Genomic DNA, 17,553 nt, shown 5'->3' on the forward strand with positions numbered 1-17,553 from the left:
CGGTGGAGGAAACGCAATGAGCTCCAACAGGACATCCGCAACCCCATTGCTGGATACCATCCACACGCCAGGAGACCTGAAAAGCCTCAGTGACGGTGAACTCGCCCAACTTGCTGATGAACTTCGGACAGATGTTATTGATATCGTGTCAGAAACCGGCGGCCATCTGGGATCTGGTCTTGGCGTTGTCGAACTCACGGTCGCCATCCATGCCGTGTTCGATACGCCGGACGACACCCTGATCTGGGACGTAAGCCACCAGTGCTACCCGCACAAAGTCCTGACCGGCCGGCGTGATAGAATGCGGACCTTGCGCAAAAAGGACGGCCTTTCCGGTTTCACGAAACGCAGCGAAAGTCCGTACGATCCATTCGGGGCTGCCCACTCTTCCACATCGATCTCTGCCGGGCTTGGATTTGCCGTTGCCCGGGATCTTGAAGGCAAGGACGGTCATGTCGTCTGTGTCATTGGCGACGGCGCAATGACAGCCGGGATGGCCTATGAGGGGTTCAACAACGCCGGCCACCTCAACAGCCGCTTGATCGTCATCCTGAACGACAACAACATGTCGATTTCCCCGCCGACCGGCGCGTTGTCGGGTCACCTCAACACCCTCGCCCAATCCGACACCGTCCAGCGGGAACGCAGCTTCTTTGAGAATATGGGATTTGCCTATCATGGTCCCGTCGACGGGCATGATGTTCCAACTCTCTTGGCGACACTGCGCCACTTGAAAGAAGAAGGCACGGGCCCTGTCGTCTTGCATGCCATCACCCGCAAAGGCGCCGGCTATGTCCATGCGGAAGCGGCAAGCGACAAATATCATGGTGTTTCGAAGTTCGACGTTCCGTCTGGAAAACAGTCCAAGTCGGTTCCAAAAGCGCCGAGTTACACCAAGGTCTTTGCCAACGCTTTGATCGAGGAAGCCCGGCAGGATGACCGGGTCATCGCCATCACGGCAGCCATGGCCGAGGGCACCGGCGTTGACCTGTTTGGAAAACAATTTCCGGATCGCAGTTTCGATGTCGGGATCGCCGAACAACATGCCGTAACGTTTGCCGGCGGGCTGGCCGCCAGCGGCATGCGGCCGTTCTGCGCGATTTACTCCACCTTCCTGCAGCGCGGTTATGATCAGGTCGTGCATGACATTGCACTGCAAAACCTTCCCGTGCGCTTTGCCATCGATCGTGCCGGTCTTGTCGGCGCGGACGGCGCAACACACGCCGGGGCCTTCGACATAGGCTTCCTGGCGAACTTGCCGAATTTCACGGTCATGGCCGCCGCCGACGAGGCGGAACTGGTCAACATGGTCAAGACAGCGACCGAACACGACCTTGGTCCCATTGCTTTCCGGTACCCGCGCGGTGAAGGAACGGGCGCACAACTTCCCGTTCAACCGGTGGCTCTGCCGATCGGAAAGGGCCGGATCGTCGACATCGGGCACACAGCCGCGCTGTTGTCTTTCGGTGGACGGCTGGAACAATGCCTTGAAGCCCGAGCACTTTTGTCCGCACTCGGCATCTCCGTCACGGTCGCCGATGCCCGCTTTGCAAAACCACTCGATACGGAGCTGATTGAGGACCTTGTTGAAACCCATGAGCTTCTGGTGACAGTCGAAGAAGGCGCGACCGGCGGCTTTGGGGCCCTGGTTTTGCATCACCTTGCAGACCAAGGCCTACTGGATGGACGCTGCGGCGTGCGCACGATGACACTGCCCGATACGTTCATTTCGCAAGCATCGCCGTGGGAAATGTATAATGAAGCCGGGTTGAATGCCCGCCAGATCGCCGATCTCGTGCGTGTGACCCTGTCACGCATGGGTCACGGGTCGCGCGCAACACTCGGAGGCGGAACCACCCGAATACAAGATCGCCCCTTGTGGACACACCACGCGGAGGACCGTTGAAGACCGGCACTTATTATTGCAAAGACGAATAGGTGATCTCAATTGGCGGGGGAAAGGTTGTATAGTACGATCTTTTGCTTGGAGGAGCTTGACCGCCTAGGCCGAGACATCGGGAGGGGGAATTGGCCGATAAAGACGACAGCGAGCGACAGACGGAAAAAAACAAGACCCCGTCAGACCTTGCTGGCAATGGCCAAACGTTGACGGCAGCCGATACTGCCAATTTGTCCCTGCAGGATCTCACCGTCCTGGAGAAGACCGTACGTGGGCAGGTATCCGGATTGGTCGGTGCCCTTCACCCGAATGCCGAAAATCCAGGTATGAATGGGAGCCCGGTTTCAGGTCTCGATCTTCGTTTGCATCCCGAACTGGATGAGCGGGCGCGGCAAATGCCGTCCATGGATGTTGCTATTTCCTACCGCGTGCCGTTCCTGAAATCACTGATCGACCCAGACCCTCGCCACCACCGGGATCTGATCGAGGAACTTGTCCAGACCAATATCCCGCTTCAGACATTGGCCATTCATTTGCTTTGCCCGATCGCAACCGAGCTTGGCAACTACTGGTGCACCGATGATGCCGATTTCATGCAGGTTGCCGTGGCTTCAACCCGGCTGAGCAACATCGTCAATCATCTGACCCATGCCGGGCCTCAGCCATCCGTACCAACGTCGGCCAAACGTATTTTGCTGGCGCGGTCGCACGGGACCAAACATACGCTTGGCGTGAACCTGGTGAGAATGTGTTTCCGTGACCTTGGATGGATCGTCGATGGCGGCGCCGATATGGAAATCGGTGACACGATGTATATGCGCTTGTCTGCAAGGCCGTATGACATGCTCGGTCTGTCGGTCGGACGTCTCGAAGAGGCCAATGACTGCATGGAAGCCATTCAACGGTGCCGGTCGGAAGCAGCGACCGACAATACCAAGATCGTCATTGGCGGTGCTGCTGTTCTGACGCATCCAGACAGCTTCCAGAACATGGGTGCTGATTTCGTCGCTCTCTCGGCTTTGGAAGCCATTACATTGGCCGAACAAGCCGTTGGATGACGCCTTCCTAAGACGGAATAACCATTGCATTTCCTAACGGCACTTTTGCCAACTAGGGACCTGCTCGGCGACTCATCTGTCGTCAGCTAACCAAAACGTTTCAGACCAATTCTCTCAGCGCCTCCAAAAAGTCCCTTTTATTCTCAAAAGGGGAGAGGCTCTGCCGTCCAATAGGCTTTACACGCGATAGGCATGAGGAATGTCGGACGCCCAAGAGAAAGAACAGAAAAGAGACTCATCGGTGACACCCGGTTTCACAGACGGCAAAGGCCCTGCAACCAAACTCATCAAGATGTGCCTCGGCCTCGAACCCCATGGCGAGCAGGAAGTTATTGAGCTCGGCCACGCGCTCTACCGGCAATGGGAGCAATTCTACCGCCCTGCGAACGGAGCGCCCCCCAAGACCGGTGACGAGACGCGGCAGATCACCAACCGTATGCGTGATTTCCTGACCAGCCTGAGGGTTTTGCAGTCACATGGCGCGCTGCCACACCCGGATGATCCGGATGCTGGAACTCCCTACCCGGCTTTGAGCCTGCGCATGATTAACCGCTGGTGGCATGGCATCGGCGACTGGAAGGCATAAAAAAGGGCGGCAGAACCCTCTGCCGCCCTTCTCTTGAATCCAAGACCATGGATGCTCAGCCGGCAAAGCCGGCTGCCATCACACTCTTCGCCTAGAAGTGAACCGACTTCGAATCCAGCGGCTTTGCCAGAGGCGGAGCGAACTTTGTCAGGTCGATGCCTTCAACCGCTTCCTTGTATTCATCAATGCTCGGTGTGCGGCCGAGGATTGCGGACAGAACGACAACCGGGGTGGATGCCAGCAGGGACTCGCCCTTCTTGTCGGCGCTGTCTTCCACCACACGGCCCTTGAACAGGCGGGTCGAGGTGGCCAGGACCGTGTCACCCTTGGCAGCCTTTTCCTGGTTGCCCATGCACAGGTTACAGCCTGGACGCTCGAGATAGAGAATGTTCTCGTATTCGGTCCGCGCGGCCGACTTGGGTGCCGCATCGTCAAACTCAAAGCCCGAGTATTTCTGCAGAACGTCCCAGTCGCCCTCTTCCTTCAGCTCATCAATGATGTTGTAGGTCGGAGCTGCCACAACAAGCGGTGCCTTGAACTCGACCTTGCCTTGCGCCTTTTCCAGGTTCTTCAGCATACCAGCAACGATTTTCATGTCGCCTTTGTGCACCATGCAGGACCCGACAAAGCCGAGATCGACTTTCTTTTCACCCCCGTAGTAGGAAACCGGGCGGATCGTGTCATGCGTGTAGCGGCGGGAGACGTCTTCGTTGTTGACGTCCGGATCAGCGATCATCGGCTCGTTGATTTCATCCAGATCAACGACGACTTCTGCAAAATACTTGGCATCGGCATCCGGTGTCAGGGCCGGCTTATCACCCGATTTGATTTCGGCAATACGCTTGTCGGCCTTGTCGATCAAGCCCTGAAGAACCTTCTTCTGGTTGTCCATGCCCTTATCGATCATGGTCTGGATGCGGCCCTTGGCCAATTCCAGCGAACCGATCAGCGTCTCGTCATTGGAGATGCAGATGGAGGCCTTTGCCTTCATTTCCGCAGTCCAGTCTGTGAATGTGAATGCCTGATCGGCGAGCAGCGTGCCGATATGCACCTCAATGATGCGGCCCTGGAACACGTTGTCGCCATGCTGCTTCAGCATCTGCGCCTGCGTCGCATGTACCACGTCACGGAAGTCCATGTGATCGGCCATGGAGCCCTTGAACGTTACCTTTACGCTTTCCGGGATCGGCATGGTCGCTTCACCGGTCGCAAGAGCGAGCGCCACCGTTCCAGAGTCCGCGCCGAAGGCCACGCCCTTGGACATGCGGGTGTGGCTGTCACCGCCTATGGTAATATCCCAATCGTCAACCGTGATATCGTTCAGAACCTTGTGGATCACGTCCGTCATGGAATGGTAGACGCCTTTCGGGTCACGGGCCGTGATCAGACCGAAGTTGTTCATGAACTTCATGAGTTTCGGAATGTTGGCCTGCGCCTTCAGATCCCAGACCGACGCTGTGTGACAGCCGGACTGGTAGGCCCCGTCCACGGTCGGCGAAATGACCGTTGCCGCCATTGCCTCCAGTTCCTGGGACGTCATCAGGCCGGTGGTGTCCTGGGACCCCACAATGTTGACCTTAACCCGGACGTCGGACCCAGCATGCAGGGTTTTGCCCGGCGTCGTACCGACGGCATTGCGGTTGAAGATTTTTTCAACAGCGGTCAGGCCCTGACCTTCATGCGAGATTTCCTTGGACGGCGCAAAGACCTGCGGCTTTTCAACGCCGAGGGTTTCAGCGGCGAATGTCTGCAGCTTCTTGCCGAAAACCACGGCGTAAGAGCCGCCGGCCTTCATGAATTCGACCTTTTGCGGTGTAAAGGCGGAAGAAACGTCGGTCAGCTCCTCGCTGCCGTCTTCACTCATCAGCTTCATGGTCTTGGAGTTGATGGTAAAGACAGTACCGGTCTCAACGGAGTACTTTTGCTCCAGGACTGGCGTGTCATCGTTGTTCATGATCGGCTTGCCATCCGGACCGAGTTTCTTGACCCAGTTCTTCAAATCGATGCCAATCCCGCCGGTTACGCCAACGGTGGTCAGAAAGATCGGCGAAATGCCGTTGGTACCGGCAACGACCGGAGCAATATTGACAAAAGGAACATAGGGGCTTGCTTGCTTACCGGTCCAAAGCGCAACGTTGTTGACGCCGGACATACGCGAGGAACCAACGCCCATGGTGCCTTTTTCAGCGATCAGCATGACCCGCTTGTCAGGGTGCTGCAGTTTCAGCGCCTCGATCTCTTTTTGCGCGGCCTCGGAAATCATGCACTTGCCGTGCAGTTCACGGTCAGACCGCGAGTGCGCCTGATTACCCGGAGACAGAAGGTCTGTGGAGATATCGCCTTCACCAGCGATATATGTCACGACCTTGATCTCCTCTTCGACATTCGGAAGCTTGGTGAAGAACTCGGCCTTCGCGTAACTTTCCAGGACGTCCTTGGCGACGGTGTTGCCCGCCTCGAAGGCTTCTTTCAGGCGGTCGGTGTCTGCCTCATAGAGGAACACTTGTGTTTTCAGAACATCGGCTGCCTGTCCTGCAACTGACGGGTCCTCTCCCAGAGCCAGATCCAGCAGAACTTCAACGGACGGGCCGCCCTTCATGTGAGACAGCAGTTCAAAGGCAAACGCCGGAGCAATTTCCTCGACAGACGCTGCGCCCTGAATGATTTCCTTCAGGAACTTCGCTTTGACTCCTGCAGCACTCGTCGTGCCAGGCAGCGTGTTGTAAATAAAGAACTTCAGCGAGTCGTCGCGGTGTTCGTTTCCAGCATCCTTGATCTGCGTGATCAGCTCGGCAACCAGAGCTCCGTCTTCGATTGGCTTGGGATGCAAGCCCTGCTCTTTGCGCGTTTCGATCTCGGCGAGATAATCAGTATAGAGACTCATAAGGACCCCGGCGTCTTGAAGTTGAATATCGCTTAGTCGCCGGGTCGCACCTTTGCTGGCTCGCCGGGTAAGCTCGCTGCGCACTACATAATTCAGTATACAATGGTATGCAATATTGTTCACTGAATTAATTGAGGTTCGATTGCTTCTTAATCGCACACCACTGAGCAAGTCTTAATGGTCACTCGAATTCCTGTATCTTTGGTGACCACCTCCCGCGCGAGGCACCAAGGCCAGGTGCCCTGTCCCTGCATTTCCCAAGCCTTTCTAACTTAGCATTTTTTCATGGCCAACGGAATGAATCCCGTTCCGAAGGGTTGTTCAAGTAGGGCGTGCATAATTCTGGGTGTGGTGGACTCCAGACTGGGGGACGAGCGGTATGTTGCTCCGTACCGGAGGCCATTGCCTTGCGATTTTACTTGCAAGGCCGCAACACAAACCAACGACACTAGCCAGCTCGCAGCCCGGCGCTGCGATTGCCGTTTATTCGTGCGATCCACGTCCCCTAACCTCACCATTCCAAAGCAACAGCACTTCATCGCATTCGACCAAACGCCGCGTGCACTGGCGTTTTGACGATACCGCACGTTCCGTCCCATCCAACAATAAAATCAGGAGCTTGAGATGCCTCGGTCCAATCAAGATCAACGCCGCGATCAGCAAAACCCGGATCAGCCACAAAACCAGCAAAGCGCGCCAAACACTTTGGCTCAGATTCAGGCAAAACTTGTCGCGGCTCTTGAAACCCGGTCCATTGACGGATCCTCCAGTCATGAGACCAACATCGACTGGGGATCTGTCGGCCAGCAAATGCTGCGCTTAACAGATGCGAACTACACAGACGGCATCGGCTCCGTCGCAACTGACCTTCCGAACGCCCGCGCGATCAGCAACGCCGTTGCGCAGCAAACTGAAGATATGCCCAATTCCTTCGGCCTGAGTGACATGTTCTGGGTCTGGGGCCAATTCATCGATCATGACATCACACTGACCGGCAGCGAGGGATTTGAATTCGCGCCGATTGTTGTCCCTGCTGCCGACAGCGACTTTGACCCAACCGGAACGGGTGAAGCGGTCATACCGTTTACACGCGCGGGATTTGTTGATGGAACCGGAGCCACGTCTGCCCGGCAATACAGCAATGAAATCACCGCTTTTATCGATGCCTCCATGGTTTACGGATCAGATGCCGAAACTGCCGCCTCGCTGCGCGGCGACGGCGGGACGCTGCTCCTGACGGACAACAACCTCCTCATCGAAACGGAAACAGGTGGCGTGTTGGCCGGCGAAGTGCGCGCTGCGGAAAATGTCGCTCTGACATCCATGCACACCCTGTTTGCCCGCGAGCATAACCTCTGGGTGGACCGGCTGGCCCGCCAGGACCCAAGCATGAGCTCGGATGAACTCTATGACGCAGCCCGGATCATCATTGAAGCTGAAATCCAGGCAATCACCTATAATGAGTTTCTTCCACTCCTCTTGGGACAGAATGCCATCACGGACTACGCCGGGTACAATCCGGACGTAAATCCTGGCATTTCGGTCGAATTTGCAACTGCCGCTTTCCGCTTTGGCCACAGCCTCTTGTCATCCAGCATTCAAAGGTTGGACCGGGATGGCGATACCATCGCCGCCGGAGATCTCTCTTTGAGTGAAGCGTTTTTCAACCCGTCAGAGATCGCAGAAAATGGGGGAATCGATCCCCTTCTGCGCGGACTTGCAGACGGTATGGCGCAAGAGTTGGATACGCACATCGTGGAGGATGTGCGCTCCTTCCTGTTTGGCGCTCCAGGCTCTGGCGGGCTTGATCTCGCCGCCTTGAACATCGAACGCGGCCGAGATCTTGGGGTCGCCAGCTACAACGACCTGCGCGAGGTCCTCGGCTTGCAACGCGCAGCTGACTTCTCGGATGTAACCTCGGATGCCACATTGGCCGCACAACTGGCCAGCGTTTACGGATCCGTCGATCAGGTCGATGCCTGGATCGGCGGACTTGCCGAGGATCCTTCGGGCAACGGCATCGTCGGAGAGCTGTTTGCGACGATCCTTCTTGATCAGTTTTTGCGGTTGCGCGACGGCGATCCCTTCTGGAGCCAGGGCCTGGATCTTCCTCAGGCTCAGATTGATGCTCTGTGGTCCACCACGCTGGCCGACGTGATCGAGCGCAACACGGACATCCGGTCCATTCAGGACAACGTGATGCTGGCATACGACCGCCTCGGCGGGACCAACAGGGATGATGCTTTGGTCGGTTCGGAAGAGAGAGACCTGATCCTGGGCAATCGCGGCAATGACGTTCTGGACGGCGCCGGCGGGGACGATCAGTTGGAGGGACAGGACGGAAACGATGTCCTGTTCGGCCAGGCCGGAAACGACCTACTTTATGGCGGCGATGGCAATGACGTGCTGGTCGGCGGCACGGGCAACGACACCCTTAATGGAGGGCGCGGCAGTGACGCCTTTGTTTTTGACGGAGCCTTCGGATCGGACAAAGTAACTGATTTCAGCACCAGTAACCGCAACGGTGACATCCTTCAGATCGGGGTCGCAGGTTTCTCGTCATCTGCCGAAATCCTGGCCCTCGCCGCGAACACCGATGTTGGAGCCGTTTTCAGCTTCTCAGACAGCCTGTCGATCACCCTGCTTGGCGTTTCCGTTTCACAGTTGGACCTGTCGGATATTCAGATCATCTGATTGCAAAGGCTTGATGGAAGTCTTACGGCAATCCGATCGGCGCAGAGACTCGACAGCCGTTAAAGCAAATCGCGTTTAAACGGATTCAGGTTTCGCTGCCTCTCGGTAGCGCCTCGAACGCTAAACCTGCTGAATTCGATTAACCGCGACACGCTCTAAAGCAGGCTGTCGGGGATCTTCTGTTCCGCGGCCGTGTTCGCCCGCCGGAAGATGAGTGTCACCAACGTTGACGTGATCACTATGAACAGGGAATAGAGCGCCGCCACGGCCATGATCCCTTGTTGCTCGTCGCTTGGGAAGGTTAGGGCGATGATGGCAACGGCCAGCGGTCCGTTCTGAATGCCGGTTTCCAAGGCAATAGTCCGGACGTTGCGCGGATGGAGCTTCAAGGACCGGGCGAAGAGATAGCCGACCAATATCCCGAAGACACCGAGCATGATCGCTGCGAAATAGGTTGCCGGCGTGGTTGTCAGAAGGAATTGCCAGTTCCGCGGGATCCAGGAGATCGCGATGAAGGCGATGAAGAACAAGGCCAAGGCCGATCCGAAGAACTCGGTCACCGCACCGATATTCGCGGAAATTTTCCGCAAACCCATACCGATCGCGACCGGGACCAACAGGATCACCAGGGTTGCGATGATGTTTTCCCGTGGGATTTCGAGGTCCAGCGCCGTGGCGTAGATCACAAGGACAATCGGAATGAGGATGACGCCGAACACGGTCGAGGTCACCGTCATGAGAACCGACAGTGCCAGATTGCCTTTGGAGAAATAGGCAAAAATGTTCGATGTCGTGCCCCCCGGCATGCAGGACATGATCAAGAGTCCGATTGCAATCGGCTCGGGCAATGCCAAAGCCAGTGTCATCAGGAAGCCGATGAACGGCATAAAGCCATATTGTGAGACAACACCAACGGCGAGACCATAGGGCCGGCGCAGTGCCAGATAGAAGTCGCGCGGGGTCAGGGACGCGCCCATTCCCAGCATGATGACGAAGATCATGGCCGCCAGAAGCGCCTGTTCAAATGCTCCGACCATGGATTATTACTCCGCCGCCTGCAGCTCTTCTGCGCGCAGGTCTTTTCTGAGGATCTTGCCTACGTTTGTTTTGGGCAGGTCGTCCCGGATCTCAACCCGTTTGGGCACCTTGTACGCTGTCAGGTGCTCCTTGCAATGAGCCCGGATCGCCTCTTTGGTCAGGCTCTTGTCGTTCAGAACAACATAGGCCTTCACCGCTTCTCCAGTGGTGTCATCCGGAACGCCAATTACGGCGGCTTCGAAGATGCCCGGATGCAATGCAAGGCAGTCTTCGACCTCGTTCGGGTACACATTGAAGCCCGACACGACAATCATGTCCTTCTTCCGGTCAACAATGTAGAAGTACCCATCCGGCTCCATCACGCCGATATCACCTGTCAGAAACCAGCCATCTCGCATGACGATCGCGGTCTCTTCCGGCTTGTTCCAATATCCAGCCATGACCTGTGGGCCTTTGGCGGCGATTTCCCCGCGCTCGCCCTGCGGCACCGGGTTGCCGTCATCGTCCACACAGCGCAACAAGGTGGACGGCAGCGGTATCCCGATTGAACCGTCACGCGTCTTGCCGATCGGGTTGAAACTGAGAACAGGTGAGGTTTCTGTCAGCCCGTAGCCTTGCAGAACCGGCCGGCCGGTCACCTCCTCCCATCTCCGAGCAACATCTGCCTGCAAGGCCATGCCGCCGGCTGAGGAAAACTTCAGATATTTTGGCGGGCTGTCGAGAAACCACGTCTCGTTGCACAGACCGTTGAACAAGGTGTTCACCCCGCTCATCCAGGTGATCTTGTAATTCTCAAACGCGCGTTTGAGATTTGTCAGCGGCCGAGGATTCGGGATCAGAATGTTCCGCGATCCGATCCAATAAAAGGCAAGCAAATTCAGCGTGAACGCGAAGATATGGTAAAGCGGAAGGGCAGTCAGTGCGACCTCCTCACCTCGTTGCACCGCCGGACACATCTCCAGCGATTGCTCCATGTTCATAAGGAGATTCTTGTGGGTGAGCATCGCGCCCTTCGCAACACCCGTCGTCCCGCCGGTGTATTGCAAGCAGGCCACATCGTCGGGCTCGACGGACTGGTGATAGGCATCAACTTCGACATGGTCGCGGGTTTTGTGTTCCCGCCCCGCGGCAAGCGCTTCCGGAAAACGGATATGCGGGACTTCGATCGGTTTGACCGACCGGTCCCAGTACTTTTGCACCAACCCGATGATGCCGCGCGGCAATGAAGGCAAAAACTCCGCAACCCGCGTGACGATAATATTGGGGATCGGATGTCCCTTTGTTGCAGCCGGGATCTTGTCAGCAAACATATCGACAATCACCAGCGCATGCGGTTCCGCATCCTGGAACTGCCGCGCCATCTCTTCAGCCGTGTAAAGCGGGTTGACGTTTACCAGAACACAGCCGGCCTTGAAGACCCCAAAGGCAGCGATTGGAAACGACAGGCCATTTGGCATTTGCAACGCCACGCGGTCGCCCTGCGCAAGTCCTGCCACCTCCCGAAGATAGACCGCAAAGGCGTCTGACATTTCATCGACCTGCTCGAAGGTCAAAGTGCCGTTCATGCCATTGTGCATGCAGGTCGTGAAGGCCGGGGCAGACTTGTAAGTGTCTGCTGCAGACCGGATCAAATCACTGATCGTGCGGTAGGATGCGGCGTCTATATCGGACCGCACATCGGGGCCATAAAACGCGGTCCACGGACGATCGCTTGATGTCATTGCTTCCTCCCGGCATCACCAGCCTGCTCCTTAAACAACCTTTAGTTGCCTCCTCAAGCAGCAAAGATTGCGCCTCAACCATAGATGCGGGACGGCCTCAGTAAAACCCCGTGACGCAAGGGCATAGGCAAAGTTTTTTATTGGGAAATTTGACGAATGACACAACTCTTCAATCGACAGAGCCGAACACTGAACAACGCCGCCTCCCGAATGTAAGCATTGGGAGGCCAGCAGGTGCGGTTTAACAAGCGCGTTATTTCAAGCGTGAAAGAAATTGACCGACCGGTCCGTCAGCGCGCGCCAATCCAGAACGGCTGATCCTTTGTGGCGTTCCTGTACCAAGCCACAATCGCGCGCCGTTCGCTCTCTTCCATATGAGACACATTGGCCGGCGGCATGGCGTTGGTCACACCGGCCTGGAGATAAACCTGCTTGGCCGAGCGTACGACATCTGCTTCTGTCTCCAGGAGCACATCCTTCGGCGCCCAATGGATCCCCTCGTAGAAGGGCTCCCGGGCATGGCACATGGCACAGCGGCCGGGCACGATCGCCATGACCTCTTCAAACCCTTCGGCATTGGCAAAGGCCTGCTCGGTCTTTGTCAGCGGCCGCACTTCGGACGCTTCGTAGGTGTCGTGCTGAAGCGGAGCCATCGACAGCCAGATAACACCGAGGAACAGCAGTGCGGTTACCAGCCATGTCCAGGTCGGATTGCCGGTTCCGGCATGGTTGGAGTTGAAGTAGTGCCGGATGGTAACGCCCATCAGGAAGACAAGCGCTGCGATCACCCAATTGTACTCCGAGGCAAATGCCAACGGGTAGTGATTGGACAGCATCAGGAAGATCACCGGCAGGGTCAGGTAATTGTTGTGCGTGGACCGCAGCTTGGCAATTTTGCCGTATTTCGGATCAGGCGTCCGGCCCGCCTTCAAGTCCGCGACGACAATTTTCTGGTTCGGAATGATGATGAAGAACACATTCGCCGACATGATGGTCGCCGTGAAGGCTCCCAGATGCAGCATGGTGGCGCGACCGGTGAAGACCAGATTGTAGCCATAGCCCATGACGACCAGCAGCGCGAACAGGAGCACCATAAGAAGAGTCGGATTGTCGCCGAGCTTCGACTTGCAGAGGAAGTCATAGACCAGCCAGCCGATCGACAGGGATGCTGCGGAGATCAAGATGCCCTGCCAAAGCGCAAGGTCCGCTTTTGCCGGATCGATCAGATAAAGCTCGCCGCCGACCCAGTAGACCATCATCAAGAGAGCCGCGCCGGACAACCAGGTCGCATAACTCTCCCATTTGAACCAGATCAGATGCTCCGGCATGTTGGCGGGCGCGACCAGGTATTTCTGGATATGGTAGAAGCCGCCGCCGTGGACCTGCCATTCTTCACCATGCGCGCCAACAGGCAAATGCGGCACTTTTCTAAGGCCCAGATCAAGCGCGATGAAGTAAAACGACGATCCGATCCAGGCGATCGCGGTGATGACGTGAAGCCACCTGACGGCAAACATCAGCCAGTCCCAAATGATGGCGATATCCAGCATTCCAATCCCTCCAAAAACTTTGCCATCAACCTAGTCGATCATCCAATTTTCTGGTATCCCGACATAATCCAAGCAGTTTCAAAAAATCCGGAACAATCGCCAAATGGCTTACCTGGAGAATATCCGCACCTTTTTACGTGTCTATGAGCTCGGTAACATGTCCGCGGCCGCAAGGGACCTTAGAATTTCGTCTGCGGTCGCGTCGTCCCGGATTTCTCAACTGGAAGAACACCTGAATGTCCGGCTGTTTCAGCGCACGACCCGCGCCCTGAGCCCGACCGAACAGGGCAATATCTTTTACCGCGGCGCAACAAAAATAATGGAAGCGGTGGAAGAAGCGGAAGCGGAAATCACCAACATGACCCGCTCACCGCGCGGGACATTGTTCGTCGCGGCTCCCATCAGCATGGGGCAAAGTCTGATTGCCCCGGCCATTCCGACCTTTAAGGCAGACCATCCGCTGATCGATATCCGGTTGCGTTTGTCGGACCGGAAGGTGGACCTGACAGGCGAAGGCCTCGATGCCGCATTCTTTTTGGGGGTTCCGGAAGACTCGAACCTTAAAATCCGCAAGATCGCCGATTGCCAGAGGATCCTCTGCGCCTCTCCGGACTACATTGCCAAGACGGGGCAACCGGCATCGAGCGCTGATTTGTCGACAGGCAAATTCGACTGCTTGAACATGCGCTATCCCGGCGCGCCAGAATTTCAGTGGCCGCTTGAAACACCCGAGGGTGTGAAACGCATTCCGGTCAAAGGTCCTTTTGAGTCCGACCACGGCGATGTGCTCACCGCTTGGGCGCTGGAAGGTCATGGCATCGTCGTCAAACCGGTGTTCGAAGTTGCAGAACACTTGAAGTCCGGGCGCTTGGTTCAAGTTTTGGAAAGCGAACCACCGATCCCCGTTCAAATGGCATGCCTTTATACCCACCGCCGCCGTCAGGATCCTAAAGTCCGCCTCTTCATCGACTTCATGGTTTCACACATTCAGGACGAACTGGCCAAAACGCCTTCAGTCTGAAGCTGGAACTGTGAAGCACTTTCAAGAATTATCGAAAACCAAACACCCGTGCGCTGTTTTATAAGACCGGAAAGCTTGGAGGTCTGTCTTGAATCGCTATCCCCGCAATCTTCGTGGTTATGGTCCCACGCCGCCGAACGCAAACTGGCCGAACGGTGCCAAGGTCGCTGTGCAATTCGTTCTGAATTATGAGGAAGGCGGCGAGAACTGCGTCCTTCACGGCGATCCCGCGTCTGAAGCGTTCTTGTCAGATATTCCGGGTGCCGCCCAGTGGCCGGGTCAACGCCATTGGAACATGGAATCCATGTATGAGTACGGCGCGCGCGCCGGTTTCTGGCGGATCCACCGGCTCTTTACCGGCGCAGACATTCCACTGACGATCTATGGTGTTGCGACGGCGCTCGCCCGCAATCCGGAACAGGTCGCGGCCATGAAGAGCGCCGGCTGGGAAATTGCCAGCCATGGTCTGAAATGGATCGAACACAAGGACATGGATCCGGAGACCGAACGCGCGGCCATCGCAGAAGCGATCCGTCTCCACACGGAAGTGACAGGTGAGCGTCCGCACGGCTGGTACACCGGGCGCTGCTCGGAAAACACGGTCCGGCTGGTCGCGGAAGAAGGTGGCTTTGACTACATCTCCGACACCTATGACGATGACCTGCCGTATTGGCTTGAGATCGGCGGCAGGCAACAGCTGATCATCCCTTACACGCTGGAAGCCAACGACATGCGCTTTTCTGTGTCGCCGGGATGGAGCAGCGGTGAGGATTTCTTCGAGTACCTGAAAAACGCATTCGATGTCCTTTATGCCGAAGGCGAAGCGGGCGCTCCGAAGATGATGTCTATAGGCCTTCACTGTCGCTTGATCGGCCGACCAGGCAAGATCGCGGCCTTGAAGAAGTTTATCGATTACATCCAGAGCCACACCGGCGTTTGGTGTCCGCGCCGGATCGAGATTGCTGAGCATTGGGCCAAACACCATCCGCCGCAAGCCTTTGAGCGGCCGAGCCAGATGGATCGCGACACGTTCGTTGCCAAATTCGGCGGCATCTTTGAGCACTCGCCTTGGATTGCGGAACGTGCGTTTGATTTGGAACTCGGCCCGGCGCATGACTGTGCGGCCGGGGTGCACAATGCGCTCTGCCGCAAATTCCGGACCGCGAACGCGGAGGAGCGTTTGGGCGTATTGACCGCACACCCGGACCTTGCCGGAAAGCTGGCAGCGGCTGGACGCCTCACCGCAGAAAGCACCAGCGAACAAGCAGGTGCGGGTCTGGATATGCTCACCGACGACGAGCGGGAGACCTTTACCAAGCTCAATTCCGACTACGTCGCAAAACATGGCTTCCCATTCATCATCGCCGTCCGTGATCACACCAAGGCGTCCATCCTGGCTGCCTTTCACGAGCGGATCGGCAATGACCGTGAAACGGAATTTGCCGAGGCCTGCCGACAGGTTGAGCGGATCGCGGAATTCCGCCTGATGGATGTTCTGCCATGACCCATGTTCTGACGCCCGCGCCACTGACAGCTGAGGCCTTTTCGGCCTATGGCGATGTGATCGAGGTATCCGGTGAGCCGGACAAGATCATCAACCAAGGTATGTGCGGGCGTCATCACGATCTGGCAAAGGTTGATTTTGGCACCGGCCGCGCCGGGATCAGCCTCTTTGACGCCAAGGCTCGGAGCTTTCCCTACACGGTCGACATGGTCGAGCGGCACCCGGACGGCAGTCAGGCATTTGTTCCACTGGACGGTGTTCCGATGCTGGTGATTGTCGCCGAAGACCAGGACGGCGCGCCGGGCAATTTGAAAGCCTTTGTCACCCAGCCAGGGCAGTCCATCAACCTTCACCGGGGGACGTGGCACGGGGTCCTTGCCCCAATCGAAAAACCCGGCCGCTATATCGTCGTCGACCGGATCGGGGATGGCGCAAACCTAGAAGAACACTGGTTCGATACGCCCTGGATCGTTGAAGCTGTTTGACCTACCGGGCCGCCATGAGGCGCGCCATGTCGATCATCCGGCAGGAGAATCCCCATTCATTGTCGTACCAACCGAAAATGCGGACCTGACGGTCCCCAACGGCAAGCGTTTCCGGCAGAGCAACAACCAGAGACTCCGGCCGGGCACGCATATCGGTCGAGACGACATGATCGTTTGTAAAACCGACGATTGAACTGCTGTCAAAGATCTTCTGGAGCTGCGCGTTGACGTCGCCTTCGGGCGGCTCTTTCAACGTGAGCGTGACGTCTATTGCCGAGACACTGATCGAGGGAACTCGCACGGCAGCCCCGCTGACTTTGCCGTCCAGCTGCGGCAGCACAACGCCCAAGAGCTTGGTCGCACTGGTGGTCGTCGGAACCATAGACACACCGCCTGCCCGGCTGCGCTCCAGCGGCCCACGCGGCGCATCCACCATCGGCTGACTGCCGGTGTAACAGTGGACCGTCGTCATGTGGCCGGTTTCGATACCGATCGCATCATCAATTCCGCGCAAGAGCGGAGCCAAGGCGTTCGTTGTGCAAGACCCATTGGACACAATCGTGTGGCTGCCGAGCTGATCTTCATTCGCACCGAGGACCAAGGTCACATCTGCAGCAGCCGAAGGACCAGAGATCAGCACATTGCTGGCGCCGGCCTTGAGGCCCCGGGACGCAACATCTCTGGTATCTGCCCGCCCGGTGCATTCCATAACCACATCCACACCTGACAGGTCGAACCCGGAAATGTCCGGAGCACACGTGAACGGGATTTTACGCCCGTCCACGATCAGGCTGTCGTCCGTGCGCTCAACGGATCCCGGATAAGGACCAAAGACGCTGTCGTACTTGAAGAGGTATGCGCAGGTCTCGAGCGCTGCGATGTCATTGATCTGCAACACATCAATGGAGTGATCAGCTGGCAACCGCAGTATTTGGCGCAAGACAGTCCGGCCAATACGGCCGAACCCGTTGATGACGATCCGCATGTTACATGTCCGCTATGATGAAGAGCAGCCGAAACACCCGGCATGGCCGGGTTAATACGGCCCGGCTAATGCAGCCGAACCGCGGCCTTACTTTTATCAATCCACGGCTGTCTGTCTCGAAAAACAT

12 protein-coding genes are annotated in these 17,553 nt (G+C 56.9%); 7 read left to right on the plus strand and 5 right to left on the minus strand.

Annotation, left to right across the window (positions count from 1 at the left end):
• Nucleotides 1-16 precede the first annotated feature (16 nt).
• The 3 genes from ACQY4Z_RS06610 to ACQY4Z_RS06620 all read left to right on the plus strand — a co-directional run bounded on the left by ACQY4Z_RS06610 (nucleotide 17) and on the right by ACQY4Z_RS06620 (nucleotide 3,544).
• Nucleotides 17-1,906, plus strand: coding sequence for a 1-deoxy-D-xylulose-5-phosphate synthase (locus tag ACQY4Z_RS06610; protein WP_428527755.1), 1,890 nt, complete (start codon nucleotides 17-19; stop codon nucleotides 1,904-1,906).
• Nucleotides 1,907-2,028: 122 nt separating this feature from the next.
• Nucleotides 2,029-2,958 (plus strand): cobalamin B12-binding domain-containing protein, encoded by a 930-nt coding sequence (locus tag ACQY4Z_RS06615; protein WP_428527757.1) that lies wholly within the window; start codon nucleotides 2,029-2,031, stop codon nucleotides 2,956-2,958.
• A 241-nt stretch (nucleotides 2,959-3,199) separates the two neighbouring features.
• Entirely contained in the window at nucleotides 3,200-3,544 is a 345-nt protein-coding gene (locus tag ACQY4Z_RS06620; RefSeq protein ID WP_428527759.1) for a hypothetical protein, read from the plus strand.
• A 91-nt stretch (nucleotides 3,545-3,635) separates the two neighbouring features.
• Here the strand turns inward: ACQY4Z_RS06620 and ACQY4Z_RS06625 are convergent, their stop codons facing one another.
• Complete coding sequence (locus tag ACQY4Z_RS06625; RefSeq protein ID WP_428527761.1) at nucleotides 3,636-6,428, minus strand: bifunctional aconitate hydratase 2/2-methylisocitrate dehydratase; 2,793 nt, start codon at nucleotides 6,426-6,428, stop codon at nucleotides 3,636-3,638.
• Between the two features lie 624 nt (nucleotides 6,429-7,052).
• Between ACQY4Z_RS06625 and ACQY4Z_RS06630 the strand changes: the two genes are divergently transcribed.
• Nucleotides 7,053-9,122: a peroxidase family protein gene (locus ACQY4Z_RS06630; protein WP_428527763.1), complete on the plus strand. Its 2,070-nt coding sequence runs from the start codon at nucleotides 7,053-7,055 to the stop codon at nucleotides 9,120-9,122.
• Nucleotides 9,123-9,277: 155 nt separating this feature from the next.
• On the opposite strand, the gene ACQY4Z_RS06635 is transcribed toward ACQY4Z_RS06630, so the two are convergent.
• The 3 genes from ACQY4Z_RS06635 to ACQY4Z_RS06645 form a co-directional block, all read right to left on the minus strand.
• Complete coding sequence (locus ACQY4Z_RS06635; RefSeq protein ID WP_209177033.1) at nucleotides 9,278-10,159, minus strand: bile acid:sodium symporter family protein; 882 nt, start codon at nucleotides 10,157-10,159, stop codon at nucleotides 9,278-9,280.
• A 6-nt stretch (nucleotides 10,160-10,165) separates the two neighbouring features.
• Nucleotides 10,166-11,881, minus strand: coding sequence for an AMP-binding protein (locus ACQY4Z_RS06640; RefSeq protein WP_428527765.1), 1,716 nt, complete (start codon nucleotides 11,879-11,881; stop codon nucleotides 10,166-10,168).
• Between the two features lie 290 nt (nucleotides 11,882-12,171).
• Nucleotides 12,172-13,431 carry a urate hydroxylase PuuD gene (locus tag ACQY4Z_RS06645; RefSeq protein WP_428527767.1) on the minus strand — a complete coding sequence of 420 codons (1,260 nt, stop codon included), beginning with the start codon at nucleotides 13,429-13,431 and terminating at the stop codon, nucleotides 12,172-12,174.
• Between the two features lie 103 nt (nucleotides 13,432-13,534).
• On the opposite strand from ACQY4Z_RS06645, the gene ACQY4Z_RS06650 reads away from it, so the two are divergent.
• The 3 genes from ACQY4Z_RS06650 (at nucleotide 13,535) to ACQY4Z_RS06660 (ending at nucleotide 16,441) form a co-directional block, all read left to right on the plus strand.
• Entirely contained in the window at nucleotides 13,535-14,452 is a 918-nt protein-coding gene (locus ACQY4Z_RS06650) for a LysR family transcriptional regulator (RefSeq protein WP_428527769.1), read from the plus strand.
• Nucleotides 14,453-14,540: 88 nt separating this feature from the next.
• Nucleotides 14,541-15,956 carry an allantoinase PuuE gene (gene puuE / locus ACQY4Z_RS06655; protein WP_428527771.1) on the plus strand — a complete coding sequence of 472 codons (1,416 nt, stop codon included), beginning with the start codon at nucleotides 14,541-14,543 and terminating at the stop codon, nucleotides 15,954-15,956.
• Nucleotides 15,953-16,441: an ureidoglycolate lyase gene (locus ACQY4Z_RS06660; RefSeq protein ID WP_428527773.1), complete on the plus strand. Its 489-nt coding sequence runs from the start codon at nucleotides 15,953-15,955 to the stop codon at nucleotides 16,439-16,441. Before puuE ends, ACQY4Z_RS06660 begins: the two co-directional genes overlap by 4 nt.
• A 1-nt stretch (nucleotide 16,442) precedes the next feature.
• Here ACQY4Z_RS06660 and ACQY4Z_RS06665 read toward each other — a convergent pair whose 3' ends face one another.
• Nucleotides 16,443-17,426 carry a type I glyceraldehyde-3-phosphate dehydrogenase gene (locus ACQY4Z_RS06665; RefSeq protein ID WP_428527775.1) on the minus strand — a complete coding sequence of 328 codons (984 nt, stop codon included), beginning with the start codon at nucleotides 17,424-17,426 and terminating at the stop codon, nucleotides 16,443-16,445.
• Nucleotides 17,427-17,553: the final 127 nt, after the last annotated feature.

It is taken from the genome of Roseibium sp., assembly GCF_965276855.1.
GTDB lineage: Bacteria > Pseudomonadota > Alphaproteobacteria > Rhizobiales > Stappiaceae > Roseibium.

Bases quoted from the DNA above. Each gene is read 5' to 3' on its own strand.
- ACQY4Z_RS06610 (WP_428527755.1), top strand. From the start codon at position 17: ATGAGCTCCAACAGGACATCCGCAACCCCATTGCTGGATACCATCCAC.
- ACQY4Z_RS06625 (WP_428527761.1), bottom strand. From the start codon at position 6,428: ATGAGTCTCTATACTGATTATCTCGCCGAGATCGAAACGCGCAAAGAG.
- ACQY4Z_RS06630 (WP_428527763.1), top strand. From the start codon at position 7,053: ATGCCTCGGTCCAATCAAGATCAACGCCGCGATCAGCAAAACCCGGAT.
- ACQY4Z_RS06635 (WP_209177033.1), bottom strand. From the start codon at position 10,159: ATGGTCGGAGCATTTGAACAGGCGCTTCTGGCGGCCATGATCTTCGTC.
- ACQY4Z_RS06640 (WP_428527765.1), bottom strand. From the start codon at position 11,881: ATGACATCAAGCGATCGTCCGTGGACCGCGTTTTATGGCCCCGATGTG.
- ACQY4Z_RS06645 (WP_428527767.1), bottom strand. From the start codon at position 13,431: ATGCTGGATATCGCCATCATTTGGGACTGGCTGATGTTTGCCGTCAGG.
- ACQY4Z_RS06650 (WP_428527769.1), top strand. From the start codon at position 13,535: ATGGCTTACCTGGAGAATATCCGCACCTTTTTACGTGTCTATGAGCTC.
- ACQY4Z_RS06660 (WP_428527773.1), top strand. From the start codon at position 15,953: ATGACCCATGTTCTGACGCCCGCGCCACTGACAGCTGAGGCCTTTTCG.
- ACQY4Z_RS06665 (WP_428527775.1), bottom strand. From the start codon at position 17,426: ATGCGGATCGTCATCAACGGGTTCGGCCGTATTGGCCGGACTGTCTTG.